The organism is Psychrobacter sp. PSi21 (assembly GCF_054960615.1).
The window spans coordinates 1-25,468 of sequence record NZ_JBHNYR010000001.1 but is presented as its reverse complement, the minus strand read 5'-3'; the positions used below and the strand labels follow the sequence as shown (position 1 = coordinate 25,468).

Genomic DNA, 25,468 nt, shown 5'->3' with positions numbered 1-25,468 from the left:
CCAGCGGTGCTGATCGTTTATGCATTACTCACCATAGATTTTTAGGCCAGTGACAAAGTTACAGCGTTTCATACGCCCTGACTGGACAATGGCATCACGCTCACCATAGAGCCGTGACAGCTTGGCATCACGCGCTTTGGTATTGTTACTTTTACCCAGCCCAAAGTTGATGTTGGGTGAGATGCCCCAGCGCCCTGCAGAAATGCCGACACCAACCCCTGAAGCGGATAAGGTTGATTGCTCTTTACGGGTTGCTTCAGCGTAGCGATTGACGCGCACATACTCTTGGTTTAACGCTTGGCAGTCATAGCTTTGGTAGTTGTTCGGCGGTATGTATTGCGGAGTGATATTACCCATTGAGGCGCAGCCTGTCAGGATGGCGACACTGGCAGCGGCCACGAAGGCGATGGTAAATAAGGGCTTCATAATGACTCCATCAGGCTCAAATAAGGTATCCATTTAAGATAGCAAAAATAGCACCAGCAGGATACCAAAAACACTGATCGCATCAAAATAGCGTTGCGTGTTTTCGTCGCCGTCTGCCGTTGTCACATTCCCACCGTCGTTGATTAAAATAAATTGTCAGGCTTGACCACAGCCAGCACCACAATGCCCACATAAGCGAGCGCGGCGATAAAAATACCTGCCTTGCTTTGGATGCTGGTTGCTTGTGGGTTAAACGCTTTGATGCTGGCGCTGATCGCTGCGACCAGTAAGATGATTTTGGCAAACACCCACTGCACAGGCGCATTGACACTCATCAACTGCATCAGCATCCAACCACCTGATAGAATCAGCAGCGCGTAGACGATATGAGTGGCAATCTTGATAGGGCGCGGCGCACGGTTACCAGCACTCAGCACCAGATAGCTTTGGTACAAAAATAGCGCAATCACCAAGGCTGCCATCAACATATGTAAGTGTTTCATAAACTCTCAATCCTTAATCTTTACCCTTATTAACCCGCGTTTTTGCCAGCGCATAGTGGGCTGTCAGGGCTTTGTCCTTGCCACTCATTGGGTGTATAAGCATGAATGGCCAAGGCATGCACGCTACCGCCTTGTGAGGTCAGCTGCTCTGATACCAACTGATACACAAGCTGGTGACGTGCCACCAAGCGCTTACCCGCAAAGTCATCACTGACGAGAGTGAGCTTAAAATGACTCTCTTTTCCCTCAAAGTAGCCCGCATGATTCATCGACTCATTGAGAAGCTCAATGTGTTGCGGCTGTAGAGGCGCTAGCGCTTGATGGAGCGCTGTTGCAACAGGAGCAGAAGAGGGGTGGTCAGTAGCAAAGCTGGGCGTATTCATAGCGCTCCTTTTTGGAGTTTGGGTCACATTAGGCCAAATAGAAATGGTGACATGATGGGTCATGCGTTGATAACGGGCACAAACTACCATGCCATGATGCCGCTCATTATAGCAGAGATGACCATAGTAAAAGATAATGGTCAGTGATATCGCTGACGGTTAGGCGTGCCCTTGGTGTGCAGTCTACAAGTACCTAACTGACTAAAAAAACAGAGCGCCTACGACCGCTGGCGCTCTGCAATAAAGATAGTAAAAAATCAGCAAGCTAATATGCGTATTGTTAGCGGCGCGTTTTTTGATATAACGGCAGCACTTTAGGCATTAAAGATTGCAACTGAGAAATACGGCTGCTGCTGCTTGGGTGCGTGCTCAAAAATTGTGGCGGCTCGCCTTGGCTGGCGCGCTGCATTTTTTGCCATAGCGTGATAGACGCTTGCGGGTTGTAGCCTGCACGTGCCATCAGCTCAAGCCCCATCTGATCGGCTTCACTCTCTTGAGTGCGGCTGTGCGGACGGCTGATACCAACATCACCTGCCAAGTTGGCCAATTGCGCTTGACCTTGTGATAAGCCAAAGACGCTAGCGGCAATGCCGATACCGGTCTGCGTGGCATATTCACGCGAGAGGCGCTCACGTGAGTGCTCACGCAGCGCATGTGCCATCTCATGCCCCATAATCGCGGCGATCTCATCATCGCTCAGGTTTAAGCGGTCAACGATACCGGTATAAAACATCACTTTACCACCAGGCATGACAAAGGCGTTGAGCTGATCGGATTTGATGGTATGCACTTCCCATTGCCAGCCTGCCGCGTCAGGGCGGTACGTTCCTACGTGAGCGACCAAACGGTTAGCGATGCGTTTGAGACGGTTCAACTGTGCTTGATTGGTATCAAGTAGCCCCTTTGCGCGCGCTTCTTGGATACTTTTCGCGTAGCTTTGCGCAGACATTTGTAGCACTTGCTCGCTCGATACCAATAAGAGCTGTTGACGGTCAACGCCAACCGCGCCGCTATTGGTAGTGCTGGTACAGCCTGTCAGGCTCATGGCTGAGACTGACGCGGCAAGTACCGTGGTGGTTAAGAATTTTTTCATCAAATTATCCTCACGACTTATCATCAATTATAAAATCAAACAAAATATAAAATGGTGACCAATCTCTAACCCACTTAATGCGGTTAGATGCCATGCGCTGTTATGCAACACTGTCGGCCACACTAATAACACTGAGTATAATAATGCGCCGTAGACAAAACCAAGAGGTGAAAAGTAACAAAGCTACCTATCATTGTAAGTATGTTGCACAAAGCAGTAGCGCATCGGTATAAAAACAATCATTAAGCCATGAGACATTACCATCAAAATACGGCGCAGCCATCAATTAGTAAGATAATAATGAAGCAGATCTTGTCAGTAAACCCAAACGGCATCCTATGGCCGATACTGAATCAAAAAGACATAACCTGCGCCTTGCTCTGTTGCTAGAAATTTTTTAAGACGGCTATTTGAGTCAATTTTTGAAAATATATTTTAAAATCAATACTCTGTGTTATGGTTGATTCATAGTAGCGCTGACCTTGCAAAATAAATTTAAAAAAAAATGAAAAAAGGTGTTGACGCCCTCAGAAATTCTGCTAGAATATCCAGTCTATCGAGACAACAGCATTACAGAGTAAGCCTGCAATCATTCGCAGCAACGATGTAAACCAGCTTATTCGATATCAGCGGGATTAGCTCAGTGGTAGAGCATAACCTTGCCAAGGTTGGGGTCGAGAGTTCGAATCTCTTATCCCGCTCCAAATATGGCTTGCAAAAGCACCAAAACCTCACTTCTTATCTAAGAAGTGAGGTTTTTTTTGTCTGTGGTTTTTATAGCAAACTGTATTTTTAGTCGCGCGGCATAGCCATGGATTTTTATCAATAACAGCGCCATCTACATGGGTATATGGCATGGATAGACGGCGCCGTTAGATAAATTAAGAAGATATATTGATAAGTTCGCTTACGTAGTGGCACCAAGTGCTGCTTGCTCACTGCGATGCCACTCATACAAGCCGATAAAGGCATTGACTTGGTATACCATGGTTTGGATGGCAAAGATATAGTTGCCTGACATCAAGTTGACGATCAGCCAGACAAAATTGACGATGATCCATAGCCACCAGTTAAATGAATAGCGCAAAATCATCGCTGCCTGCGCGGTGATAGACAAGACAAACGCCACAACGTTGATCCAAAAGAAAGAAATCACTCCCAAAAACTTGCTGTTATCATCCTCAATCACGCCAAAGCCGTAGCTGGCCAATAAGTCATTGACTGTCGGGAACAAGGCCAACCCTATGACGATAAAAGCCGCGGTGATAAGCCATACCCACTTGCTGGCAGATTTGGGCACCATATCACCATCAGGGTCAGTGTGCTTAGACCAATAAAAAATGCCATAAACGTGGGTAAAGAAGTTAAATAGCGGTGCGAGCATCAAACCCACTGCGCCCGAAGTGGCCTGTACCACCACTTCACCTGCGGTTGCTGCCATGCCCAGACCGTTACCCATAACGTTTTTGCGAAAGGATAACGACACCACACAGATCAAGCCGATAAACGAGACCCCAAGATAAAACATGTCCAGACCAGTATGGTCGGTGGTGAGCCAAAACCCTGTTGACAGGGCGATCACACCGCAGATGAACCAAACGATGATCCATTGCATGGCCCATTTGCCAGTAATATTGTCTAATAATTGAATGCGCATAGCTTCATTGTCCTCAAAAAATCATCGTGCCGTAACTCAAGTCATTTTGTTTTTAATCGTTGTTTCTAAAAGTGGTTTTTATTATTTTGTTTTGCCATAAATGTGTTGATCGATAAAGGATAGCGCCTGCTGGTAGCGTGCGTCATAGTCCGGCTCATCGATCAAATAAGGCGTTATATCATGCCGCGCAAAGATATCGACCAAGCGCTGCTCAAAGCGGCCACGTGACGCGGCATCACCCAAAGAGCGCATCCCATCGGCGACCCACGGCGTATTGTTGTCCAACATGATGGTAAAATCAGCGCGAAACTCGTCAATACAAGCGCTAACAAAGGGATGCGTACGTCCTTCGTATTCTTCACAAAAAGCTTGCGTGGTGACAAAGTCCGTATCAACGATGGTCACAGGCGCTGTAGCCGTTTTGGTTGCTGCGCGCATCGCCTCAGCATGGTCTAACGCAATCGGAGCATAGTCACTGTATTGAAGTCCGACCTCGCTGCCGCCCAAGTCTGTACCGACATATAAGCGGCCCATCTCAAGCGCAAAGCTGGCACCGTAGTAATTTGCCAGTTTATGTACCAGCGTGGTCTTGCCTGAGCTTTCACCGCCGACGATGGCGACCGTTTTGGTATAGTCGCCGCGTGCTTGCGGATGAATGGCAGGCCAATGTGCGATTGGATCACAGGCGATGGCAAGCGAGTCAAATTCAGGCTGCGGCGCAATGGCTAATATGGGTAGGGCAGGCGTGTCTTGTAGCGCAATCGCCGTAGGGTGCGCCTCTGTCAGTACCAATACCGAGGTATCGACAATGTTGAGCGTTTGACATAAGCGCTGATATCTCGCTGCGCGTGCCGCAGAGGGCACGTCGTCTTGTGGATCACAGTCCTGTGCGGCTGGTGGTTCATAGCTGAGACCATATTCGGTCAGATCGGTGTCCGTGGTGGTATGAACCTGCACGAAGGGCAAATCAGCACAGGCCATCTGTAGCCAGCGCGCTTTGTCTTGCACAGTAATAGCAAAGTCTGGGTGCGGCATGGTTGCAGGGGTGATGACCACATGTAAGTCTTGTACCTTGCCTGCTGCCGCCAAGATATGGCGCATGTGTCCCAAATGTAATGGCTCAAAGTCGCCAATCATCAGGCCAACTTGGCGCGGAGTAGCGTGCTGCGTATCAGGCAATGTTTGCTGTGTCATAACCGTCCCTATTATTGTTAATCATGGTATGTGGTACTTTTTATGAGTGATGGCGGTTGCTGCTTATTCTATATGCCTTGTTCTGTATGTTTTGGCATATAGCCATCTGTTTATCAGCATGGTATAAATTATCTGATTCAGATGCAGGTGGGTTATTGTAAAAAGCGCCTTGATTGTGATGGGTAGATGTAAATAACCATGAGATTGCAGGGAGAACGGTACCTGCTCGCCGCAAAAGATAAGCAATAAAGGCGTAACAAAGGAGTGTTTGAAATATTTTGAAATAACTATTTAGAATCAGGGGGTTATGCAACCTCGCGATAGATAAGGGCAAGTTTACGTAGCATAAACTCACAAACTACACCTACAGCTTAAACAGTTAGCATGGGTATGCTTGTTATAATCGATCACAAGTTAGCGATAATCAGACTTGAGCTTGATAGCGTAACCAAACATAAGCCAAAAATAATAAAAAAGGCCAGTGTGGTTTTCTATCTTCATATTGCGATGCCGCATACAGCAACAGTCTGAACCGCTTGCTTGTCACATTATAAAAATATAATAACGTTTGAAAATCGTTTCAGTAAATGTCAGTAGAGAGGTATCAATTTTGGCTAAAATGATGAAGTTACATCGCTCACGCAATAACCGCATGCTCGCTGGTGTGATGGGCGGCATCGCCGAGTATTTGGGTTGGTCACCATTTTGGGTACGCATACTGTTTGTCGTCGTATCGTCACTGAGCGCCGCTGTTCCTGGTATTTTGATTTATATCATTCTATGGTTGGTGATGCCCAACGCGACCGATCAGTCTTACTCTTAACCATTACTGCTTGCCTTGCTGATAATTGAACAAAGCTTTATCTTTAATAAAAAATCAAAATAATAATAATAACAATAGTTTATGAAAAATAAAAAGCCTGTCAAAACAGGATGCCCACAGCTCGTTTTTCCTCCTGCCCAGATGCCAACACATCTGGGTATTTTTTTGCTTGCTAAATTTAGTTGCTGTAAATATGGATAAAAAGGCCATTTTTTAGTAAGGTGAGCAGGCAAATAGATATGCAGTCAGATGGCTGCCCAGACCAAAGCAGCAATTGTGCTTGGGTTTGGTCTACTACTACTTATTCCACAGTGACTTTCTTATGACATCCGACTCTATGACCTCGCAACCGATGACTTTTCAAGATTTGATTTTAACGCTGCAGAATTACTGGGCGTCTAAGGGCTGCGTGATTTTGCAGCCTTACGACATGGAAGTGGGCGCAGGCACCTTTCATACTGCCACTTTTTTGCGCTCGTTAGGGCCTGAGCGTTGGAACGCCGCCTATGTGCAGCCATCACGCCGTCCAACCGATGGCCGCTATGGTGACAATCCCAACCGCTTGCAGCATTATTACCAGTTCCAAGTGGTGCTCAAGCCGAATCCGCCCAATATCCAAGAGCTGTATTTGGACTCACTACGCGCCATTGGTATCGACCCACTCGTGCATGATGTGCGCTTTGTCGAAGACAACTGGGAATCGCCAACGCTGGGCGCGTGGGGGCTGGGCTGGGAGATTTGGCTCAACGGTATGGAAGTGACGCAATTTACCTACTTCCAGCAAGTTGGCGGTATCGAGTGCTTCCCAGTAACAGGTGAGATCACATATGGTCTTGAGCGCTTAGCCATGTATGTGCAAGGCGTCGATAGTGTCTATGATCTGGTCTGGGCAGATGGTGAGTTTGGCCGCGTCACCTATGGCGATGTGTTCCATCAAAACGAAGTTGAGCAGTCGACCTATAACTTTGAGCACGCTGATGTGCCGATGATGGGCGAGATGTTCGATTTTTATGAGCAGCAAGCAGACAAGTTGGTCGAAGCAGGCTTGCCATTGCCTGCTTATGAGATGGTATTAAAAGCCTCACATGCGTTTAACTTACTCGATGCCCGCGGTGCGATTTCGGTCACGGAGCGTCAGCGTTTCATCCTACGTGTGCGTACGCTTGCGCGTAAAGTTGCGTTTGGTTATGTCGAAGCACGTGCCAAGCTTGGCTTTCCGATGGCTGATGAGGCGCACCGCGCCGAGGCACTGGAGAAGTATTTGCCAAAAGAAGACGGTAAGAATAAGTAGTTTACATTCTAGATATTGATCCTATGCACTCGGTCATGGTCAGACACCAGTTCATTGAGTGCTTTGAGTTTAGTGATAGAGATTTGAAACTGACCATTGCTAGGTCGCTTTTTATTTGCAAATTGTTCCCATATAAGTAAGCCTGAGCCGTTATATATTTCTTCAAATGTGCCATCTGGCATTATTTTAATAATAATTGCGTGTTCAGGTTCACTTCTAAAGGAAACAGACTTAGATTGGGTGGCTTTTATTTCAACTTTTAAACCGTCTTTCGTTACAGCATCGTAGCCTTTGTTACTTGCAGGTAATAGTTTCAGATCGTACGCATCCGCTACTAAGCATTCACCCAAGCTACCCACTAAATGACCGTCTGGGGTGAAGTGTCGACCAGGAAACATGTTTTCCAATTCATTGACGGTGCTATAGAGTTGTTTAACTAGAGTCTGTAGTTTTTCATAGTTTATCATTAAGGGCTTCACAGTATAAAAACAGTGTCCCATGATAATATCATCAACTGTTGATGGCCACGACTTTGCTATAATTCATTCAATTTTTATATAAAAAATTCTTAATAAACCGAGACTATCATGAGTACCATTCTATTTGAACTGGGGTGTGAAGAGCTACCCCCAAAAAGCCTAAAACCACTACGTGACGCCTTAGTAAGTAACGTTACCGCGCAGTTGAATGATGCCAATATTGACTTTGAGCGCACTACTGCGTTTGCTGCGCCGCGCCGTCTAGCCGTTCAGATCCATGACGTTGCAGATAAGCAGCCTGACCGCACTGAGCAAAAACGTGGCCCTGCCATCAAAGCCGCCTTCGACAGCGATGGCAATCCGACACGTGCGGCAATGGGCTTTGCCAAAGGTTTGGGTATTGAGGCCAGCGAGCTGACCACCATTCATACCGATAAAGGTGACTATGTGGGTTTCGAGCAGACCATTGAAGGCCAGCCCGTCACCCAGCTGCTGCCGCACATTTTCCAAACCGCGCTGGACAACTTACCGATTGCCAAGCGTATGCGTTCAGGCGCACATAAAGAAGAGTTTGTGCGTCCTGTGCAGTGGGTCGTGTTGATGCAAGATGATCAGGTGATTGACGCTATCATTCAAGGCCACCAAACGGGCAACCAAACCCGTGGTCACCGTTTCCACAGCCCTGAGTATCAAGTCATTGAGCAGGCGACTGACTATGAAACGCTGTTAGAGCGCCTTAACGTGGTGGCAGATTTTGACAAGCGCCAGATGCTGATCAGCAACCAAGTCAATGCTTTGGCAACAGAAGTGAACGCGGCGGCCATCATGCCGCAAGCGCTGCTTGATGAAGTTACCGCATTGGTTGATTTCCCCATTGCGCTACGTGCAAGCTTTGAGCCGCGCTTTTTACAAGTGCCGCAAGAGGCGCTGATCTCGACCATGCAGGCCGATCAAAAGTATTTTTGTTTGACCGATGAAGCAGGCAAGTTGCAGCCTTACTTTGTGTTTATCACCAACATCAAGTCCAAAGATCCCAATCAGATTATTGAAGGCAATGAAAAAGTAGTGCGTCCGCGTCTGGCCGATGCTGAGTTTTTCTTTTTGCAAGATCAAAAGCAGCCCTTGTTTGCGCTGACTGACAGTCTAAAAACGCGCGTTTTCCAAGAGCAGTTGGGTACGATTTGGGAAAAATCTGAGCGTATTGCCAAACTGGCAGGCTTTATCGCAGGCTTGATGCAGCAGCAAGGCACCGCAGTGAATGTGGATGATACCGTTCGCGCCGCCATGTTGGCCAAAGCGGATTTGGCCAGCTCATTGGTTGGAGAGTTTCCTGAGCTACAAGGCATCGCAGGCACATATTATGCGCGCTTGAATGAAGAGTCTGAAGCGGTGGCAGCCAGCCTAGAAGAGCAATATTTACCGAAATTTAGTGGTGATGTGTTGCCGCAAACACCGATTGGCATTTGCTTGGCATTGGCAGATCGTTTGGATACGGTCGTGGGTATCTTTGGTATTGGTCAAGCGCCAACAGGCTCCAAAGACCCGTTTAGTCTGCGCCGCGCCGCCATTGGTATTTTGCGTATTTTGATCGAAAAAGAATTGCCAATTAACTTGGTGGCATTGGTCGAGCAAGCGGTTAAAAACTATGCCAGCGATGAAGGCAGTAAAATTGCTAAAATGGGCGATACCTTTACCCAAGTAATGGCGTTTTTAAATTCACGCTACCGCGCGATGTATACCGAGCAAGGCGTGAATGTCGATACCATCCAAGCCGTACAAGCGATCAACCCGCATATGCCGCTTGATTTTGATCAGCGTATCCGCGCGGTGCAGGCGTTTAGTACATTGCCGCAAGCCTCAAAACTGGCAGAATCTAACAAGCGTGTTGCCAATATTTTGGCCAAGTCAGAAGTAGACGTGGCAGAGAGTATTGATGAGACGCTGCTGACTGAAGCAGACGAGCAGGCGTTATACCGCGCAGTGAAGCAGGCGCAAGAAGATGTCACGCCGCTATTGGCACAGGCAGACTACACGCAAGTGCTACAAACCTTAGCCAGCTTGGACGCGCCATTGACTCAGTTCTTTGAAACCGTAATGGTAAATAGCGATGACGCGGCGCTTAAAAATAACCGCTTGGCACTGCTCAAGCAGGTGCGTGCCTTGTTCTTGACCGTTGCTGATATCAGTGAGTTGCAGTTGGCCCCTTAATGGCTTGACTGACTACTAACTATCAGTACTAAAAAATAGTACCAAAAAACAGTATCAAAAAAACTGGCTCACCGTAGCCAGTTTTTTTGTCGCCCATAACGTGATGGTTGTCTATAGATTGGGTATCTCAATAGATCGTCGCCGCCGCAAAGACCAAAGCCAAGATTGTGCGTGCGGGGCAATTTACAGTACACTGACTCTGGGGCGTGTCCCTAATTCAATCATTTATCACCATTTTTAAAATAGAGACACACCCTAAATCTCATCACATCAACTACCCTTGAGCATCACTGAAAATAATCGAGGTGGTGATATGATGGGGTAAGACGATGATGACTCTATTGACCGAGGAGCTGCGCCGTGTTTGCTGTTATCAGTACGCTTATTATTATTTGGATAGTCATGTGGGTGTTTTATAAATTCATGTACCCACGTGCGCCCAAAAGCATGCGACCCAAAGAAGGTGATGTGCTCACGCCGCGCGAGTGCGACTACTGCGGCAATCATTTGGCCGAGTATCGCGGCGTATTAGAGCCTCAGCCTGCGCTTAATACGGCAGCACCCACCGCTGACTCTGCGCCCAGCGAGCTGTTTTTTTGCAACTATGAGCATCAAGCAGACTTTCATGCAGGCAAACGCTATGGCGCAGAAGGGTAGGGTTGGGCCGCTACGCCCAAAGCGCCGCGACCAGTGACGTTCCTTTATGCCACTGTCACGCGGCTGCGGGGCGGTTGCATAAGCATCAGCTGTGTTTTAGCTGCCTTGCCTAATCATAACCGTCGCCCAGACAGAATGGCTGAGCATGGTTTATAAGATGGTTTTGGCGTCTCTGACGATTTTGCTGAGCAGTTCGCTGGCCTTTTTGTTGTCATCGCTTTGGGCGGCGTCAGCTTTCTCATAAGCATGAATTTTTTCATACAGGTTTAGGCATGAGAGCAGCAATAAGTTTTCTTGATTGATATTGGGTGATTCTTTTTTGATGTCGAGCGCAAAGTTGTTGATGTAATAGACCGCTGAACGCAGTTCGGCTTCTTCATTGACAGGGCAGAAAACACTATAGGTAACGCCAGCGATGGCGATAGAGACTTTTTTCATCTTGGGCGCGCTATCTTCGGCTTTGGGAGCCGCGTTTTGCGGCGCGGCTGCGGGTTTTGCGGCAGGTTTGGCCTCAGCGCTGCTTTGAGTGCTGCTTTGAGCATTGGTTTTTTGCGCAGTTTTTTGATTGGTATGTTGCTCAGCGGGCTGTTTGTTGTCAGTCATAAAAGATCCTACGAGGTCACGTCAGTAATAAGGGGCGTCAAAACACAAAGGTCGGGACGGCAAGGGTGCGCCGTGCGCTACAGGGTAGCGTGGTCGGCATGATACGTGCGGCTATCAGTCGCCCATTTGATCGATTTGGGTCAAGCGCTCAAGCACCACTTGCGTACGCTCTGCGGCGAGCTGATTTTTTTCATGCAGGTCTTGGTTGCGTTTTTTAATGTCGGCGTTTTGCTGCTTGAACAGTTGACTTTGCTGCTCAAGGCGCATATTGCGATGCTGCAATTCTTCGATTTGATTTTGCAAGTCGTCATGATCTTCGCCAAGCATGCGGTGCGCTTCGGCCAAGCTTTGATAGCGGTTGTCCAAATCGCTTAACTGCTGCTGCAAGGTGTCACGCTCAGCCGTATTCGCGCTGTGCTGTTTTTTTAGCGCCGACAGTTCTTCAACATTGTGATTGGGCTGTTGTTTGAAGTGATTAAGCTCAGCACTGACAAGCTGGTACTGCTTTTTGATGTCGAGTATCATTTTTTCTAATGTTTTGAGTTGGTCGTACATAGTCAGTTTTTACCCTTAATAAATGAGCGTGAATGAATTGTGGTCGCTACGTTTAATAATGCCATAGGTGACCGCATAATATCTATATCAACAAAGTAATTGCACCGATTGTGCGTGTTTTTTCTGTTTTCTTAACCCTTGCATGATGAGGGTTCACCAATAAGTAGGATAAAGGTTATGAATGACAATATTTCTGGTTGGAATGCATGGTCAGAAGCGTTTGACGGTTGGACAGATGTGAGTATCAGTGAGGTACACGGGCTGATGACTGGCTTGATGACCGCCTGTAACGCCCCTGATGAGCAAGGCTGGGCGACGATACTGGATGAGCTGAGCTTTGCGCCGCTGCCAGATGCCGCGTTGACCATCCTCACTGAAGATGCGGAAGACACGGTATTTCAGCTCAAAGACAAAGATGATGCCTACGCTTATATGCCGCTACTGCCTGACGACGAACACGATCTATACGAGCGTGTGATGGCGCTAAAACAATGGGCCAATGGTTTTATGACGGGGTTTGGCATCACGGATTGTAGCTTGAGTGTCGAAGAAAATGAGATGCTGTCTGATCTGGCCAAAATCGGTGCGATCCGATTAGAAGAAGACGAAGCATTTGAAGGCGGCGAAGAGTCTTATCTGTATATCTATGAATTTGTACGCATGATACCGGTCAGCTTTGCCACTCGCAAACGCAAGTCGGTCAAAGAGTTGGCGCTGATTTCAGGCTTGCCTATGGGCGCTAAAACCACCAAAGAGCTGCAAGCTGAAGGGCATTTGCCCAAGCCAATGCCGCCGGTGGTCGATGTGATGAATCAAAACAACCCTTCATAGCATTGGTTCATAGCATTGATGGCAACGCTGGTCATAGCACTGGCACAAAAGGTTAGGACGCGGCATGGCGTCGGTTTATCCATGCGGTCTTATATTACAGCAGTGGTTACGGTTGCCGCATAGAACTTAGGTGTCATTATGCTACGATAAACCATAACCACTGCTGTTTTTGTATCACAAGGAGCTCCAATGTCTTCTCATATCGACTATCCCAGCCAAAGCCTAGACTGGCTGTCACGACTGATTGGCTTTGACACGGTCAGCCGTCACTCAAACCTTGCGCTGATTGAAGACGTGCAGGCCTATTGTGAGCAGCTGGGCTTGCCTGTGGTCTTGACTTTTAATGACGATAAAAACAAGGCCAATTTGTTTGTCACTGTGCCTGCAGGCGCGGACGCCGATGTGATCAGCGGCGGTCTGGTGCTCTCCGGTCATACCGATGTGGTGCCTGTGGATGGGCAGGAGTGGACGTCTGATCCTTTTACTACCACCATTCGCGGCGACAAGCTATATGGCCGCGGTGCGTGTGATATGAAGGGCTTTATTGCCTGTGCGCTTAGCCTTTTGCCTGCGGCGACCAAGTTGTCACAAGAGGGTAAACTGCGTCGTCCTTTGCATGTGGCGCTATCCTTTGATGAGGAGGTCGGCTGTTTGGGCGCGCCACTGATTTTGGCAGATCTTGCCGAGCGCGGTATCAATCCTGAATATTGTATTGTGGGTGAGCCGACCAATATGACCATGGTGGTGGCACACAAAGGCATTTCGGTCTATCGTTGCCGCGTCCATGGCAAATCAGCGCATTCTTCGCTCACCGCGCAAGGCGTCAATGCCATCAGTTATGCCAGCCGTTTGATCGGCTTTGTCGATACGCTTGCCGATGAGATCAGCACCCGTGATGACAACGATGCATTGTTTGATGTGCCATATTCCACGTTGTCGGTAGGTACGATACAAGGCGGCACAGCGACCAACATCGTGCCCAACTTGTGCGAGTTTACCTTTGACTATCGCAACTTGCCGCACATGACTCAAGAGGACGTCATCGTGCCCATTCAAGCGCACATCCAAACGCTGCGTGAACAGATGCAAGCGCGCGCACCTGAAGCGGATATTGAGCTGCAGCAAGAAGAAAGCGTACCCGCGATGACCGACGCGGACAGTAGCGCGTTACAGGCGCTGGTATCGGCGCTGGTATCGGCGCTGACAGCGGACAATAAGCGCCATAAAGTGGCCTATGCAACAGAGGGTGGACAGTTTACCAATGCTGGTATTCCCACTGTCATTTGCGGTCCTGGTAGTATCGAGCAGGCGCACAAAGCTGATGAATATGTGCCACTGAGCGATATGGAACGCTGTGACGGTTTTCTACAGCGCTTGCTTGAAAGCTGCTGTTAGGATAATCTATCATAACAGATGTTTGCTCTATACATGCTATGTGCTTCCGTGCTGCGTTTACGTTATGCCACATGAGCCATCGCTTGATGGCAAAAGATTGCCTTTCACCTCATGAATGCCGTGATGACCACCTTGGTCATAAACGGTTCAGATGGCCGTTTACCGTAGCCCCTTTCTAGCGTATTGGCTTGTTCCCAAACACCGTCATCATGGCGGTGTTTGTTTTTTGGTGCTGAGTGTGCACCAGCGCTTTTGTGCACGCATCCTGTATTTGGCCCATAGCAGCTGAGTACGGGGTTTTTACTTTTGTGACGTAGGGGCAAGATGATGTCTATACAGCTTTTTATGGTTTTTTTCGCCAGCGTGTTTTTGATTTCAGCCACGCCCGGCCCAAACATGCTATTGGCGTTCCAGTACGGGTTGAATTACGGCGTCAAGCGTACCCTCTGGACGCTGGCAGGACTGAGTCTTGGACTGTTTATCTTGCTGCTATCGACACTGCTGGGAATTGACGCTATCAGCCGTGAGTCACCGTGGCTACTCAGCGTTATCAAAGCGGTTGGCGCGGCATATCTGGTCTACTTAGGGCTGGTGGCATGGCGTGATGCTGACAAGGACGGCAGCCTGATGACAGATGCTCGTGAAATGGGCGCAGAGGCAGAAGCCTTTAACCGCGCCTATCCTGAGCCGCGCTCGCTCTCAAGTGCCGCCATTCGCACCCCACCAAGTAACCTCAAGCTATTTCGCACGGGGGTATGGGTGTCCTTATCCAACCCCAAAGCGATTTTGTTTTTCGCCGCCTTTTTTCCCAAGTTTATCAACTTTAGCGCCCCGCTATGGCCGCAATATGTCATGTTGACGATAGGGCTGTATATGAGTGAGACGATTTGGCAGCTGATCTATACCGTAGGCGGCAAAAAGCTGGCAGGTTGGCTGGATGTGGGGCAGCGTTTGGCATGGCTCAATCGCAGCTGCGGTATTCTTTTTATCATTATTGCTATCGCTTTATTTGTTGAGGTATTTAATCATATTTTGACTTAAAACAGTAATGGGCTTAAAAGTTATAAAAATAAAATATTGACTTTTATTTTTAATTGTTTATGATATGCGCTATATCAATTAAGGATAGCGGGTTCAAAACTTATTTTTGAATGACGATCTTTATTCAATCACCTTGCTATTGTCGCTCTGAGACAATGGCCACAACTGACGGAGGAATTATCATGTCCCACCTTAACGTAACGACCGTTTTGAAGAGTGAATCAATCACTGATATGACAGTAGTAATGACTTCGCGTCGGTTTGGCTAAGCATTTGATAAGGCACTAACCTGCTGGGATGGGGTTTATTTAACCTCACTATCTTTACCGCTTCTCCTTTCTGCCAAGTCTATATCGATGTCAGCACCTTGCTGATGACGGGTAGCGTATTTTACGCGCACTGAACCCAATACGATATATCCAAAATACCTTACTATTATCACTGTCATTCGCTGATTGATCATAAGCTGGCGCGTTTATCGCCCATGCTTTGAGATTTTGCGGGTGTTTGTCTGTCATGCTGCGTGAGTTATCGCGCTTTATCTGCATCGATAGATTCATCATGACATCACTTGTGCCAACTGCACTTTTCATTACGGTTCACACTTATCAATAAATCGATGTTTTTATAAAACCTAACCAATAGCGTTTTATAAAACAATAGATATTTTATTGCCTAAAATTTATATCATTTTTGATTAAAAACCTCATTTAATTGAGCGGGATGAGTAATGTTAAAATTTAGTAAATAAAAAGCGGCAATCAAATATCTAAACAATAAAAATAATGGAAAATTAAATCATGAGTGTTCAATTAACGTTAAATAAAAGTGGCAAGCATGGTGTACCTGTCAAAATCTATACCGCAGATGTCGAGCAAGGTGCGATGCAACAACTACGCAACTTGGCGCAGCTGGAGTTTATACACTCACATATTGCGGTGATGCCTGATGTGCATGTGGGCAAAGGCGCAACCGTTGGTAGCGTGATTCCAACCAAGTCAGCTGTGATACCTGCGGCAGTGGGCGTGGATATTGGCTGCGGTATGAACGCGGTACGCTTGTCGCTGACGGCAAGCGATTTGCCCGATAGCTTAAAAGCGCTACGCTTGGTGGTCGAGCAGCAAGTGCCTGTGGGCTTTAATATGCACAAGCAAATCCAAGCAAAAAACTCCACACTTGACCCGCTTGGCAAACGTCTAAAGCCGATCACCGATAAGCATCCGGGATTACTTAAAATGCTTAAAGGATTTGAGCGCACATGGGCGAAGCAGCTGGGTACGCTGGGCGGTGGCAATCATTTCATCGAGCTGTGCTTGGATGAAAACCAAGATGTCTGGGTGATGCTGCATTCAGGCAGCCGCGGTATTGGCAACTGTATCGGGCGTTATTTTATCAATCTGGCCAAAAAAGAGCGTCAATCGCGCTTTGGTCATGTACCTGATCGCGACTTGTCCTATTTTGCCCAAGGTTCTGATAGCTTTGCTGATTATGTCGAGGCAGTCGGCTGGGCGCAGGATTACGCCCTAGAGAATCGCCGCGAGATGATGCGGTTGGTGATCAAGGCGCTGCAATCGCCGCAAGCAGGGTTGCCACGATTTGCCCTGACCAAAGAGGCCATCAACTGCCATCACAACTACGTCAATGAAGAAGTGCATTTTGGCGAGCAGGTCTATGTGACCCGCAAAGGTGCGATCAGTGCTTATGCCGGTGAGCTTGGCATTATCCCCGGCTCGATGGGCGCTAAGTCCTTTATCGTACGTGGTCTTGGGGCAACAGAGTCGTTTTGTTCGTGCTCGCATGGTGCTGGTCGGCAGATGAGCCGCGGCAAAGCAGTGCGTGCGTTCACCATTGATGAGCTAAAAGCGCAAACCGATGGCGTCGAATGTCGTAAAGACAAAGGCGTCATCGATGAGATACCCGGCGCATACAAAGACATTGATGAAGTGATGGACAATCAAAAAGACTTGGTTGAAGTGGTGCATACGCTGAAACAAGTCATGTGCATCAAAGGCTAATACCAAGCCTGCAAATCATCTTAGCGTCGTCAAACTTGCTTAATGTACTGGATGTACAATTTGCGCTCGTTTTCCTCGCTAATATGGTTTTCGGCGTTGGTATCTAAAAAGAATTAAAGAGTAGGTAAACATATGAGCTTAAAACAAACCTTAAAAAAGGCCAAACAGATTGAACGGCAGTTAGCACAGCAAGCTGAAGCAGGTGTACAGCAATCGCACGGTGCAGTGAAGCCGCGCAATTATTTGGCGCTTGATCCACTGTTAAAAAAAGGTGGTATTCACGAAAAAGAAGATATCGATATCGTCCGCAAAAAACGCCGCCGTGAGACCAAGCAGCAGCTGCGGCAAACCGATTGGTTGTCAGAATAAAGGTAAATAATGGTTTGAAAAAGTCGCTTGATACCAACCATGGGCGGCTTTCCATTAATCTAAGTAGTTAGAATGGCAAATATCACTTAACCAATAAAACCAAATATATAAAAGTTATTAAAAAAAATATAAAGGAGGGTACTATGAGACTGCTCAACAAAGTAGCGCTGGTCACAGGCGCAGCACAGGGCATCGGTAAAGCGATTGCCGAGCTTTTTGTCAAAGAAGGTGCCACCGTCATATTGAGTGACATCAATGATGATAAAGGCAAGCAGGTATGCGATGAGATTAACCTCAATCGTCAACAATGGCACGAGTCAAAGCCCGCAGAGTATTTGCATCTGGATGTCTCAAGCGAGGATGATTGGCAACATGCAGCGGAGTATATTGAGCAGCACTATCATCGCTTAGATATCTTAGTCAATAACGCAGGTATTACTGGATTTTTGGAGACCACAGGCGCACACGATCCTGAACATTTGGATATGGCAAGCTGGCATAAGGTGCATCAAGTCAATCTCGATGGCGTGGCATTAGGGTGTAAGATGGCAATCGCATTGATGAAAAATCGCTCAACGGATAAAGGCAGTAACGCAAGTATCGTTAATATTTCCTCGCGCTCAGGTATGGTTGGCATTCCGTTAGCCGCTGCTTACGCTTCAAGCAAGGCTGGGGTCAGAAATCACAGCAAATCTGTTGCCTTGTATTGTGCTCAAAATGGCTACGATATTCGCTGCAACTCGATTCACCCTGCGGCTATCTATACACCGATGTGGGATACAATGTTGGGTGAGGGCGACGCACGAGAAGAGGCGATCAAAGCGATCAGCAAGGATATCCCGCTTGGCTATATGGGGGACGTTATGGATGTGGCTTATGCCGCGCTCTATTTGGCCAGCGATGAGTCAAAATATGTGACAGGTACTGAGCTGACGATTGATGGTGGTATTTTGGCAGGCAGTACAGCTGCCCCAGCTCACTCAGATGAATGACGTGCAGTTTTCAAATATTGATAACAAAAAAGCCGCTCACTATTTGTTGTGAACGGCTTTTTTTATTTGCTTAGAATGGTCTTTTAATGGTTATGCTAAGACGTCGAGTAGCTCGCCTTTTACCATATGCGGGCTGACAAAGTCGGTGACGCGTACGCTGACGATTTTACCAAGTAACTCGTCCATTTTGTTTTCGTCATAAGGGAACATCACCGTACGGGTGTTATCCGCTGTGCCAATTAAGCAATCAGGATGACGATTGGCAACTTGCTCAACCAACACGCGCGTTGTTGTACCGACCATCTCATGTGTTTTAGCAAGTGTTGAGTCAACGATCACTTTCTGAAACTCCGCCAAACGTGCTTTTTTGGTCGTGAAGCTCACATCATCTGGCAGCTCTGCCGCTGGCGTGCCCGGACGCTTAGAGTAGATAAAGCTGTACGAATGATCGAAGTTCAATGTCTTTGCCAAGTTTAAGGTATCTTGGAAATCCTCGTCAGTCTCACCAGGGAAGCCAATGATAAAGTCGCTCGACAAGTGAATGTCGGGGCGGATGGCTTTCAGTTTATTGATCTGATTGATATACACATCAATGGTATGGTTGCGTTTCATCGCTGCTAATATCGCATTTGAGCCACTTTGTACGGGCAGGTGCAAGTGTGATACCAGCTCTGGCAATTGCGCATACGCGTCAATGATGTCATCGGTAAACTCAAGCGGATGGCTGGTGGTATAGCGGATGCGCTCAACCCCATCGACGTGCGAGACATAGTGCAACAGCTCAGCGAAACGGCAAATACTGCCATCGTCTTTTTCGCCGCGATAGCCGTTGACGTTTTGACCAAGCAAATTGATCTCGCGGATACCCTGCGCGGCAAGGCTATCAATCTCTGCCAGTACATCATCAAGTGGACGCGACAGCTCTTCACCGCGTGTATAAGGAACGACGCAAAATGAGCAATACTTTGAGCAGCCTTCCATAATTGAGACAAAGGCTTTATACCCTTCGACTCTCGGCTCAGGCAAAAAATCGAACTTTTCAATGCTTGGGAATGACACATCAATGGTGCCAATACGATTTTTTGGCGCGATATTACGCTGATCGTTGGATTGATCATACAGCTCAGGCAGACGATGCAAGGTTTGCGGGCCAAAGACCATATCAACATATGGCGCGCGCTTTTGAATATTATCGCCTTCTTGTGAGGCCACGCAGCCGCCAACGCCAATCACGAGATCAGGACGTTTTTCTTTGAGTTTGCGCCAGCGGCCCAGCTCTGAAAACACTTTTTCTTGGGCTTTTTCGCGGATGGAGCAGGTGTTCATCAACAGTACATCGGCTTCATCAATGTTGTGCGTCACTTGCATACCGTGCGAGTCGCCCAAGACATCGAGCATTTTGTCTGAGTCGTAGACGTTCATCTGACAGCCTTGGGTGGTGATAAAGACTTTTTTCACCGGAGCGGTATCCGCTGGCGCAGGGGCCTGCGCTTCGAGTGCATCAACGCTAGGCGCGGCGGTAACGCTATCGTCAAGGCGGGGGTTAAATACGGAAACACTCATAAGCGACAGTCCATGATTGACAAACAAAAATATAGCGGCAATGAGCCTTTAATTGGTGGCGTATTTTATCATAATCATCTGCCAATGTGAAAAGTAACACAGACTATCTGTCAAGAATTGTTGTGGTTATTTTTAATACTATCAATTGCTTATCGTTGTCACTGTACAGAACTGGGTGAATAGACAGTCAAACAAACTACGTTTTTGTGTAGGCAAGTTACCGATGTGGGCTGGCGATATGGTGTGACTGTCTGATGATAGGCGCAGCTTTAGCGGTTGTTTTGCTACAGTTTTACTGCGTGGTTGCCAAAAATTGCCTTGCACGCGAACTTTTTGTTACGCTGCGCTGTCGTTTTTACTGACAAATGGTAAGGGCATGACGTCACGCCGAGCATAATATAGTATGATGCTCCAATCTATGTTTGTATGGTCGGATTTGGTTGCCTTTTAACCCTGTTATTTGGCCTTGTAGACAGAATGACGACACGGCTTTGATACCCATTGCCATCATGGTTGATAAATCAAGATAGATCAGTAACGACGGCAAACCCTTGATATTTTGAGTATTTTGGTATAAAAAGATGACATGATGGCGGGGCAGAGCACCCTACCATGCCTGCACCACACACTGGCGACTGAGCTGTAAGCCTCACGCTGATATCAAGCACTATGGATCATTGATAAAGAGAGTAAGTATGATAAAGCAGACCGCTGCCAAACGCCGTCACCATCCCACCGAGCATCGCGACCAGCAGCAGGCGCAACCGACAGACGGTTCTCAGCAGGGGTGGTCGGCTCGCTGCCGTGTCGGCTCGCTGCGTATCAGTGCGCTGAGTGTGGTCACTGCCATGAGCGCATTGGGACTCGCCCAAGTGGCCTGCGCTCAACCGGCACCGTATGAAGCCAGCTATCAAACCGACAGCAGTATCAACTCATTTACCGCTGCCGCTCAAGCTGCCGATCGCGGTGACGTTAGTGCGCTCTATAACTATGAGCAAAACATGAATGGTGGCTTGTTTGCCATGTATCCAGCATATTGGCGTATGAACTTAGACTTAAAGTCCCAAAGCTCAGCAGCAATCGCACAGTTTGTGCGCCAATACTCAGGTACTGTGATGGCGGAGAAGTTGGTGGCGGACTATGCAGAGGTTAAGGCTGAATCAGGCGACTATGCCTCAGTACGACAAGTCGCCAACCTCATCACCAACGCGGACAGCAGCGAGCGCTGCGCCATTGCCTTGGGTTTTAATCATGGCGGTGACACCATGCGCGCGCTGGCTGAAAAACCAGAAGTCTGGCTGACCACGCTCAAGCAGCCAGCCCTTTGTGAGCAGCTGGCGATGGAGATGAATGACAATCCGCTGATCAGCAACAAAGACCGCAACCAACGTCTAAAGCGCATGCTGCGTAAAGGTGAGACGGGTGACATTATGGCGCTATCTGCGCGTTTGGGTGCGCCGATTGCGTATGCGACGCTCAGTGACATTCAGCGCAATCCAGCAGGCTTTATTAGCCGTATGAACGCCCAGCCATACAGTCAAACCAATCAATATTTATACTTATATGCCATTGGCCGTATTGCGGATAAATCGTACCGTGAAGCGGCGTCGCAGGTAAACTTTGATATCAAACAAGATCAGCAGCGAAGCATACCGCTGTTAAGCGATGACACGCGCCGCTATGCGTACCGTATTATTGGTGTGAAACGGATGAACTATAACACTGACGACGGCTTTAGCGCTGAGGCAGTAGAGTGGTTTCGCAAAAGCTTAGACGATGATTTTAACTTTGAAGAAGCTGAAGATTATGCCATGGCAGGCATCCGCTTTGGGCGCTGGAATGATGTGATTGAAGCCATCGCTCAGATGGATGCTGAGATTCAAAAAGAAAACCAATGGCAGTACTGGTTGGCGCGGGCTTACGAGCAGTCAAATGATGCCAACAAGCGCAGTATCGCCAAAAACATGTATCAGCATTTGGCCAAAGACAATGACTATTACGGACTACTGGCAAAAGACAAAGCCGGACAGCGTTTTGATGCCAGTCGTTTAAATGGCAGCAATCTCCCCAGCGTTAGTAGCGCTGATCGCGCCCGTGCCATGCATGACCCCCATTTTGCACGCGCCTTTGCTTTATATAATGCTGATGCCAACCGTGCCTATGCCAACCGCGAATGGAACTGGGCAGTTAAAAAAGCCCGCGATAATCGCGATGACAACCTCATCATCGCCGCAGCTTTGCAAGCGCATGATATGGGCTGGCTGGATCGCGCCATTTATGCCATCGATAATACCGACCGCGTGGACAGTTTGGCCTTATCACATCCCATGCCGCATCAAGACAGCGTGGTACGCTACAGCCAATCGGTTGGTATTGATCCAGCATGGGCATATGGCATCATGCGTCAAGAGAGTCGTTTTGTCAGCGGCGCCCGCTCACATGTTGGCGCCAGCGGCTTGATGCAGATTATGCCAGGGACTGCCAAATACATCGCGCGCAATCTTGGCGAGTCTTATAGTGCCAGCCGCGCCAATAGTGGTGATACCAATATTCGCTACGGTACATGGTATATGAGTGATATTTTAGCCAAGCTCAACTACCAGCCTGTATTGGCTACCGCAGGCTACAACGCTGGGCCAAACAAAGCCAAACGCTGGCAGCCCGATTATGGCTCATTGGCTGCCGATCAATACGTTGAGACCATTGCTTATCCAGAAACTCGTAACTACGTAAAGCATGTGATGGAAAACGCAACCATCTATAGCAGCCTACTTGGCCGAGGCCAGCCCATCAGCCAGCGTATGGGCATGATTCCTGCAGGATAAACCTGATAGTCAATAAATGGCGTTCTGATTTGGGCGCTATTTTGCTATTAACAGTGAAGGTGAATAGCATTGAAAGCCGACACAAGTAGATCAATGTTTGTATCACCGATTTGCGAAGAATAAGCCAGCAGCCGCTATAGATTGCGGGCTTATTTTTTTATCTGGCTGTTTGACTACCAAACAGTCATGCCACTTAGGCAGAGGATTTCCTGACCCAAATATATTTAGTATGCTGTTGTAACCTAACAAATGCGCTGATAATGCGCCCAAGGTTACGATTTTGCTATAGAGAACGATAAGTGTTTTGTTAAGATTACATTAGTTAGCGTCCAAGATTTTGCATTGATGTTCAGTATATCGTCGTTATCGATCCCTCATCATTGCATGTGCGCTCGTCTTCTCAATGACTTATTTCAATGTTGAATAATAGCGCTCAAGCCCATATCCCATGCCTGATTACTGTTGAATACCTGATTTCTTATGATAAAAAAATCTCCAAAATTGCCTGAGTTGTCAACTGCTTGTCGGTCTTCGTCGTTACCACCATCTTCTCACGGTCAAGGCCTACGCTGGCAACTGCCATTTGGTTTGGTAGGGGCGGTGCTCATGCAAGGCACACTATCATTATCAGCGCAGGCCGCGACCACCGCCAAAGTTGGCCAGCGGGTACTGATGATTGAGATGACCCCCGCTTTATGTAGTATGCAGCCCTCGCGTGCGCGCATGCGTCAATGTCTTGAAGGGTATTCTTTAACAGTCTCTGGCCTTGATTTGGGCTATGGTGACCGCTGCGGCCGTAACAGTGAGCCGCGGTTAACCCCCCTTCAGCTCAAGGTGGTGAACCGCATCATGCCAGACAACAATGTACGCAGCCGCTCATGGCAGCAGTATGGAGCATGTAGTCCCTATAGCAGCAGCAGTTATTTTCGTCAAATTGTGAATATCGCGGGTAATCTAAAGATGCCCAGTGAGATGAATACAGGTAACAGCTATACCGTGTCCAAGTCGCGCTTTATCGGGCAGATGACACGTTTGAACCGCGGCATGAGTAGCGCCAGTATTGACTTAATTTGTCAAGATGGCAGCCGTCGCCAGTCGATACTGACCGAAGTGCATATTTGCTATGAAGGCAGTAAGTTTGGTCAATGTAGTGCAGTGATAGATAGCTGCGGTAGCAACTTTATTATTTTGGGTGGCAAATAAGCCGCCACTTCAACCACACTCAGCATTGTTATGCCTGACTCGCTTTGAGGGGTTAGTCGTGTCTGAGTGAGAATGCCAACGATGCGTTTGAAAAACAGTGGTCATTCATTACCATGCTTTCCTCTTACTTATACTATCATAAAAATTAGTAAAACTTTGTTCGTATAAACTAGTAACAATATAGACCACCGCTAGTCCCTGAATCTATCTAGACGGTCTACCAAACGAAGTGCTACACTAACCCTCGGTTTGTGACTGCCCATATTGGTCAGGTTTGCCAGACTATATCTAAAATGATAATCATGAGTTATCTAATAACTAATCAGGGAGTATTTTATGAAACAGCCTTTACGTGTTGCCGTGACTGGCGCTGCTGGTAACATCAGCTATGCCATGTTATTTCGCATTGCATCTGGTGAGATGCTGGGCAAAGATCAGCCAGTCATTCTACAGTTGCTCGAAATCACGCCCGCACTAGACGCTCTAAAAGGCGTGGTCATGGAACTAGAAGACTGTGCATTCCCTTTGTTGGCGGATATCGTACAAACTGATGATGCAACGGTTGCGTTCAAAGATGTAGATTATGCCTTACTTGTTGGTGCCCGTCCTCGTGGCCCTGGCATGGAGCGTAAGGACTTGCTTGAAGCCAATGCGGCGATTTTCTCAGCACAAGGTAAAGCATTGAATGACGTGGCAAGCCGTGATGTGAAAGTCTTGGTCGTGGGAAATCCTGCAAACACTAATGCCTTGATTGCTCAGCGCAATGCGCCCGACCTTGACCCACGTAACTTTACGGCCATGACTCGTCTTGACCACAACCGTGCTATCGCGCAGTTGGCTGAACAAACAGACAGCACCGTCAATGACGTGAAAAAAATGACCATCTGGGGCAACCACTCATCAACTCAGTATCCTGACCTGACGGCTTGTACTGTTAATGGTAAGCCTGCGCTTGATTTGATCGACCGTGACTGGTATGAAAACACTTATATCCCAAGCGTACAACAGCGCGGCGCGGCCATTATTAAAGCACGTGGTGCCTCTTCTGCCGCATCAGCAGCCAATGCTGCCATCGCCCATATGCGTACGTGGGCACTGGGTTCTGATGAGAATGACTGGGTCTCTATGGGTGTGTATTCAAAAGGCGAATACGGCATTGCTGAAGGCTTGATTTACTCATTCCCATGCACATGCAGCAATGGCGATTGGAGCATTGTTGAGGGTGTTGATGTCTCATCAGACTTCTCAAAAGAGAAAATGGCTGCCACTGAGCAAGAGCTGAGTGAAGAGCGTGATGCAGTAGCACACCTATTGCCATAAGCTATTGTTCGATATGGTTTGATACAAAAAGCCCTCTAATAT

23 protein-coding genes and 1 tRNA gene are annotated in these 25,468 nt (G+C 47.8%); 14 read left to right on the top strand and 10 right to left on the bottom strand.

Annotated features, from left to right (window positions below; genetic code table 11):
• Positions 1–24: 24 nt before the first annotated feature.
• The 4 genes from ACFI32_RS00120 to ACFI32_RS00105 all read right to left on the bottom strand — a co-directional run bounded on the left by ACFI32_RS00120 (position 25) and on the right by ACFI32_RS00105 (position 2,405).
• The gene (locus ACFI32_RS00120) at positions 25–426 is read right to left on the bottom strand and encodes a hypothetical protein (protein ID WP_462624456.1); all 402 of its coding nucleotides are present in this window, start codon (positions 424–426) and stop codon (positions 25–27) included.
• A 143-nt stretch (positions 427–569) separates the two neighbouring features.
• A complete protein-coding gene (locus ACFI32_RS00115; protein ID WP_462624455.1) occupies positions 570–929 on the bottom strand; it encodes a SirB2 family protein in 360 nt (119 codons plus the stop codon).
• A 29-nt stretch (positions 930–958) separates the two neighbouring features.
• Positions 959–1,312, bottom strand: a complete 354-nt coding sequence (locus tag ACFI32_RS00110; RefSeq protein ID WP_462624454.1) for a BolA family protein — start codon at positions 1,310–1,312, stop codon at positions 959–961.
• Between the two features lie 280 nt (positions 1,313–1,592).
• Positions 1,593–2,405, bottom strand: coding sequence for a M48 family metallopeptidase (locus tag ACFI32_RS00105; RefSeq protein WP_462624453.1), 813 nt, complete (start codon positions 2,403–2,405; stop codon positions 1,593–1,595).
• 629 nt (positions 2,406–3,034) lie between these two features.
• Here ACFI32_RS00105 and ACFI32_RS00100 point away from each other — a divergent pair.
• Positions 3,035–3,109, top strand: a tRNA-Gly gene (locus tag ACFI32_RS00100).
• 203 nt (positions 3,110–3,312) lie between these two features.
• Here the strand turns inward: ACFI32_RS00100 and pnuC are convergent.
• Positions 3,313–4,062: a nicotinamide riboside transporter PnuC gene (gene pnuC / locus ACFI32_RS00095; RefSeq protein ID WP_462624452.1), complete on the bottom strand. Its 750-nt coding sequence runs from the start codon at positions 4,060–4,062 to the stop codon at positions 3,313–3,315.
• Between the two features lie 81 nt (positions 4,063–4,143).
• Positions 4,144–5,256 (bottom strand): multifunctional transcriptional regulator/nicotinamide-nucleotide adenylyltransferase/ribosylnicotinamide kinase NadR, encoded by a 1,113-nt coding sequence (nadR, locus tag ACFI32_RS00090; protein ID WP_462624451.1) that lies wholly within the window; start codon positions 5,254–5,256, stop codon positions 4,144–4,146.
• A gap of 622 nt (positions 5,257–5,878) precedes the next feature.
• Here nadR and ACFI32_RS00085 point away from each other — a divergent pair.
• Both ACFI32_RS00085 and glyQ read left to right on the top strand, forming a co-directional pair.
• Positions 5,879–6,079: a PspC domain-containing protein gene (locus ACFI32_RS00085; RefSeq protein ID WP_462624450.1), complete on the top strand. Its 201-nt coding sequence runs from the start codon at positions 5,879–5,881 to the stop codon at positions 6,077–6,079.
• 352 nt (positions 6,080–6,431) lie between these two features.
• The gene (glyQ, locus tag ACFI32_RS00080) at positions 6,432–7,370 is read left to right on the top strand and encodes a glycine--tRNA ligase subunit alpha (RefSeq protein ID WP_462624817.1); all 939 of its coding nucleotides are present in this window, start codon (positions 6,432–6,434) and stop codon (positions 7,368–7,370) included.
• Between the two features lie 8 nt (positions 7,371–7,378).
• On the opposite strand, the gene ACFI32_RS00075 is transcribed toward glyQ, so the two are convergent.
• On the bottom strand, positions 7,379–7,837 hold the full coding sequence (locus ACFI32_RS00075; RefSeq protein ID WP_462624449.1) for a DUF6998 domain-containing protein: 459 nt from the start codon (positions 7,835–7,837) through the stop codon (positions 7,379–7,381).
• Positions 7,838–7,957: 120 nt separating this feature from the next.
• On the opposite strand from ACFI32_RS00075, the gene glyS reads away from it, so the two are divergent.
• The gene (glyS, locus tag ACFI32_RS00070) at positions 7,958–10,057 is read left to right on the top strand and encodes a glycine--tRNA ligase subunit beta (RefSeq protein ID WP_462624448.1); all 2,100 of its coding nucleotides are present in this window, start codon (positions 7,958–7,960) and stop codon (positions 10,055–10,057) included.
• 360 nt (positions 10,058–10,417) lie between these two features.
• A complete protein-coding gene (locus ACFI32_RS00065; protein WP_462624447.1) occupies positions 10,418–10,714 on the top strand; it encodes a hypothetical protein in 297 nt (98 codons plus the stop codon).
• A 150-nt stretch (positions 10,715–10,864) separates the two neighbouring features.
• On the opposite strand, the gene zapA is transcribed toward ACFI32_RS00065, so the two are convergent.
• Entirely contained in the window at positions 10,865–11,317 is a 453-nt protein-coding gene (gene zapA, locus ACFI32_RS00060) for a cell division protein ZapA (protein ID WP_462624446.1), read from the bottom strand.
• 114 nt (positions 11,318–11,431) lie between these two features.
• Entirely contained in the window at positions 11,432–11,872 is a 441-nt protein-coding gene (locus ACFI32_RS00055) for a hypothetical protein (protein ID WP_462624445.1), read from the bottom strand.
• 177 nt (positions 11,873–12,049) lie between these two features.
• Here ACFI32_RS00055 and ACFI32_RS00050 point away from each other — a divergent pair, with 177 nt between their 5' ends.
• The 6 genes from ACFI32_RS00050 to ACFI32_RS00025 all read left to right on the top strand — a co-directional run bounded on the left by ACFI32_RS00050 (position 12,050) and on the right by ACFI32_RS00025 (position 18,515).
• Entirely contained in the window at positions 12,050–12,703 is a 654-nt protein-coding gene (locus tag ACFI32_RS00050; protein ID WP_462624444.1) for a UPF0149 family protein, read from the top strand.
• Between the two features lie 189 nt (positions 12,704–12,892).
• Positions 12,893–14,098, top strand: coding sequence for an acetylornithine deacetylase (gene argE, locus ACFI32_RS00045; RefSeq protein WP_462624443.1), 1,206 nt, complete (start codon positions 12,893–12,895; stop codon positions 14,096–14,098).
• A gap of 327 nt (positions 14,099–14,425) precedes the next feature.
• Complete coding sequence (locus ACFI32_RS00040; RefSeq protein ID WP_462624442.1) at positions 14,426–15,139, top strand: LysE family translocator; 714 nt, start codon at positions 14,426–14,428, stop codon at positions 15,137–15,139.
• A gap of 800 nt (positions 15,140–15,939) precedes the next feature.
• Positions 15,940–17,154, top strand: coding sequence for an RtcB family protein (locus ACFI32_RS00035; RefSeq protein WP_462624441.1), 1,215 nt, complete (start codon positions 15,940–15,942; stop codon positions 17,152–17,154).
• Between the two features lie 132 nt (positions 17,155–17,286).
• Positions 17,287–17,523, top strand: coding sequence for a hypothetical protein (locus ACFI32_RS00030; protein WP_462624440.1), 237 nt, complete (start codon positions 17,287–17,289; stop codon positions 17,521–17,523).
• A 143-nt stretch (positions 17,524–17,666) separates the two neighbouring features.
• The gene (locus ACFI32_RS00025) at positions 17,667–18,515 is read left to right on the top strand and encodes an SDR family oxidoreductase (RefSeq protein ID WP_462624439.1); all 849 of its coding nucleotides are present in this window, start codon (positions 17,667–17,669) and stop codon (positions 18,513–18,515) included.
• Between the two features lie 90 nt (positions 18,516–18,605).
• Here ACFI32_RS00025 and miaB read toward each other — a convergent pair whose 3' ends face one another.
• Positions 18,606–20,078: a tRNA (N6-isopentenyl adenosine(37)-C2)-methylthiotransferase MiaB gene (miaB, locus tag ACFI32_RS00020; protein ID WP_462624438.1), complete on the bottom strand. Its 1,473-nt coding sequence runs from the start codon at positions 20,076–20,078 to the stop codon at positions 18,606–18,608.
• Between the two features lie 848 nt (positions 20,079–20,926).
• Here miaB and ACFI32_RS00015 point away from each other — a divergent pair.
• From ACFI32_RS00015 to ACFI32_RS00005, 3 genes are all read left to right on the top strand, one after another.
• Positions 20,927–22,903 carry a lytic transglycosylase domain-containing protein gene (locus tag ACFI32_RS00015; RefSeq protein ID WP_462624816.1) on the top strand — a complete coding sequence of 659 codons (1,977 nt, stop codon included), beginning with the start codon at positions 20,927–20,929 and terminating at the stop codon, positions 22,901–22,903.
• A 480-nt stretch (positions 22,904–23,383) separates the two neighbouring features.
• On the top strand, positions 23,384–24,106 hold the full coding sequence (locus tag ACFI32_RS00010; protein ID WP_462624437.1) for a T2 family ribonuclease: 723 nt from the start codon (positions 23,384–23,386) through the stop codon (positions 24,104–24,106).
• Between the two features lie 336 nt (positions 24,107–24,442).
• Positions 24,443–25,426, top strand: coding sequence for a malate dehydrogenase (locus ACFI32_RS00005; RefSeq protein WP_462624436.1), 984 nt, complete (start codon positions 24,443–24,445; stop codon positions 25,424–25,426).
• Positions 25,427–25,468: the final 42 nt, after the last annotated feature.

Bases quoted from the DNA above. Each gene is read 5' to 3' on its own strand.
- ACFI32_RS00120 (WP_462624456.1), bottom strand. From the start codon at position 426: ATGAAGCCCTTATTTACCATCGCCTTCGTGGCCGCTGCCAGTGTCGCC.
- ACFI32_RS00115 (WP_462624455.1), bottom strand. From the start codon at position 929: ATGAAACACTTACATATGTTGATGGCAGCCTTGGTGATTGCGCTATTT.
- ACFI32_RS00110 (WP_462624454.1), bottom strand. From the start codon at position 1,312: ATGAATACGCCCAGCTTTGCTACTGACCACCCCTCTTCTGCTCCTGTT.
- ACFI32_RS00105 (WP_462624453.1), bottom strand. From the start codon at position 2,405: ATGAAAAAATTCTTAACCACCACGGTACTTGCCGCGTCAGTCTCAGCC.
- pnuC (WP_462624452.1), bottom strand. From the start codon at position 4,062: ATGCGCATTCAATTATTAGACAATATTACTGGCAAATGGGCCATGCAA.
- nadR (WP_462624451.1), bottom strand. From the start codon at position 5,256: ATGACACAGCAAACATTGCCTGATACGCAGCACGCTACTCCGCGCCAA.
- ACFI32_RS00085 (WP_462624450.1), top strand. From the start codon at position 5,879: ATGAAGTTACATCGCTCACGCAATAACCGCATGCTCGCTGGTGTGATG.
- glyQ (WP_462624817.1), top strand. From the start codon at position 6,432: ATGACTTTTCAAGATTTGATTTTAACGCTGCAGAATTACTGGGCGTCT.
- ACFI32_RS00075 (WP_462624449.1), bottom strand. From the start codon at position 7,837: ATGATAAACTATGAAAAACTACAGACTCTAGTTAAACAACTCTATAGC.
- glyS (WP_462624448.1), top strand. From the start codon at position 7,958: ATGAGTACCATTCTATTTGAACTGGGGTGTGAAGAGCTACCCCCAAAA.
- zapA (WP_462624446.1), bottom strand. From the start codon at position 11,317: ATGACTGACAACAAACAGCCCGCTGAGCAACATACCAATCAAAAAACT.
- ACFI32_RS00055 (WP_462624445.1), bottom strand. From the start codon at position 11,872: ATGTACGACCAACTCAAAACATTAGAAAAAATGATACTCGACATCAAA.
- ACFI32_RS00050 (WP_462624444.1), top strand. From the start codon at position 12,050: ATGAATGACAATATTTCTGGTTGGAATGCATGGTCAGAAGCGTTTGAC.
- argE (WP_462624443.1), top strand. From the start codon at position 12,893: ATGTCTTCTCATATCGACTATCCCAGCCAAAGCCTAGACTGGCTGTCA.
- ACFI32_RS00040 (WP_462624442.1), top strand. From the start codon at position 14,426: ATGTCTATACAGCTTTTTATGGTTTTTTTCGCCAGCGTGTTTTTGATT.
- ACFI32_RS00035 (WP_462624441.1), top strand. From the start codon at position 15,940: ATGAGTGTTCAATTAACGTTAAATAAAAGTGGCAAGCATGGTGTACCT.
- ACFI32_RS00030 (WP_462624440.1), top strand. From the start codon at position 17,287: ATGAGCTTAAAACAAACCTTAAAAAAGGCCAAACAGATTGAACGGCAG.
- ACFI32_RS00025 (WP_462624439.1), top strand. From the start codon at position 17,667: ATGAGACTGCTCAACAAAGTAGCGCTGGTCACAGGCGCAGCACAGGGC.
- miaB (WP_462624438.1), bottom strand. From the start codon at position 20,078: ATGAGTGTTTCCGTATTTAACCCCCGCCTTGACGATAGCGTTACCGCC.
- ACFI32_RS00015 (WP_462624816.1), top strand. From the start codon at position 20,927: ATGAGCGCATTGGGACTCGCCCAAGTGGCCTGCGCTCAACCGGCACCG.
- ACFI32_RS00010 (WP_462624437.1), top strand. From the start codon at position 23,384: ATGATAAAAAAATCTCCAAAATTGCCTGAGTTGTCAACTGCTTGTCGG.
- ACFI32_RS00005 (WP_462624436.1), top strand. From the start codon at position 24,443: ATGAAACAGCCTTTACGTGTTGCCGTGACTGGCGCTGCTGGTAACATC.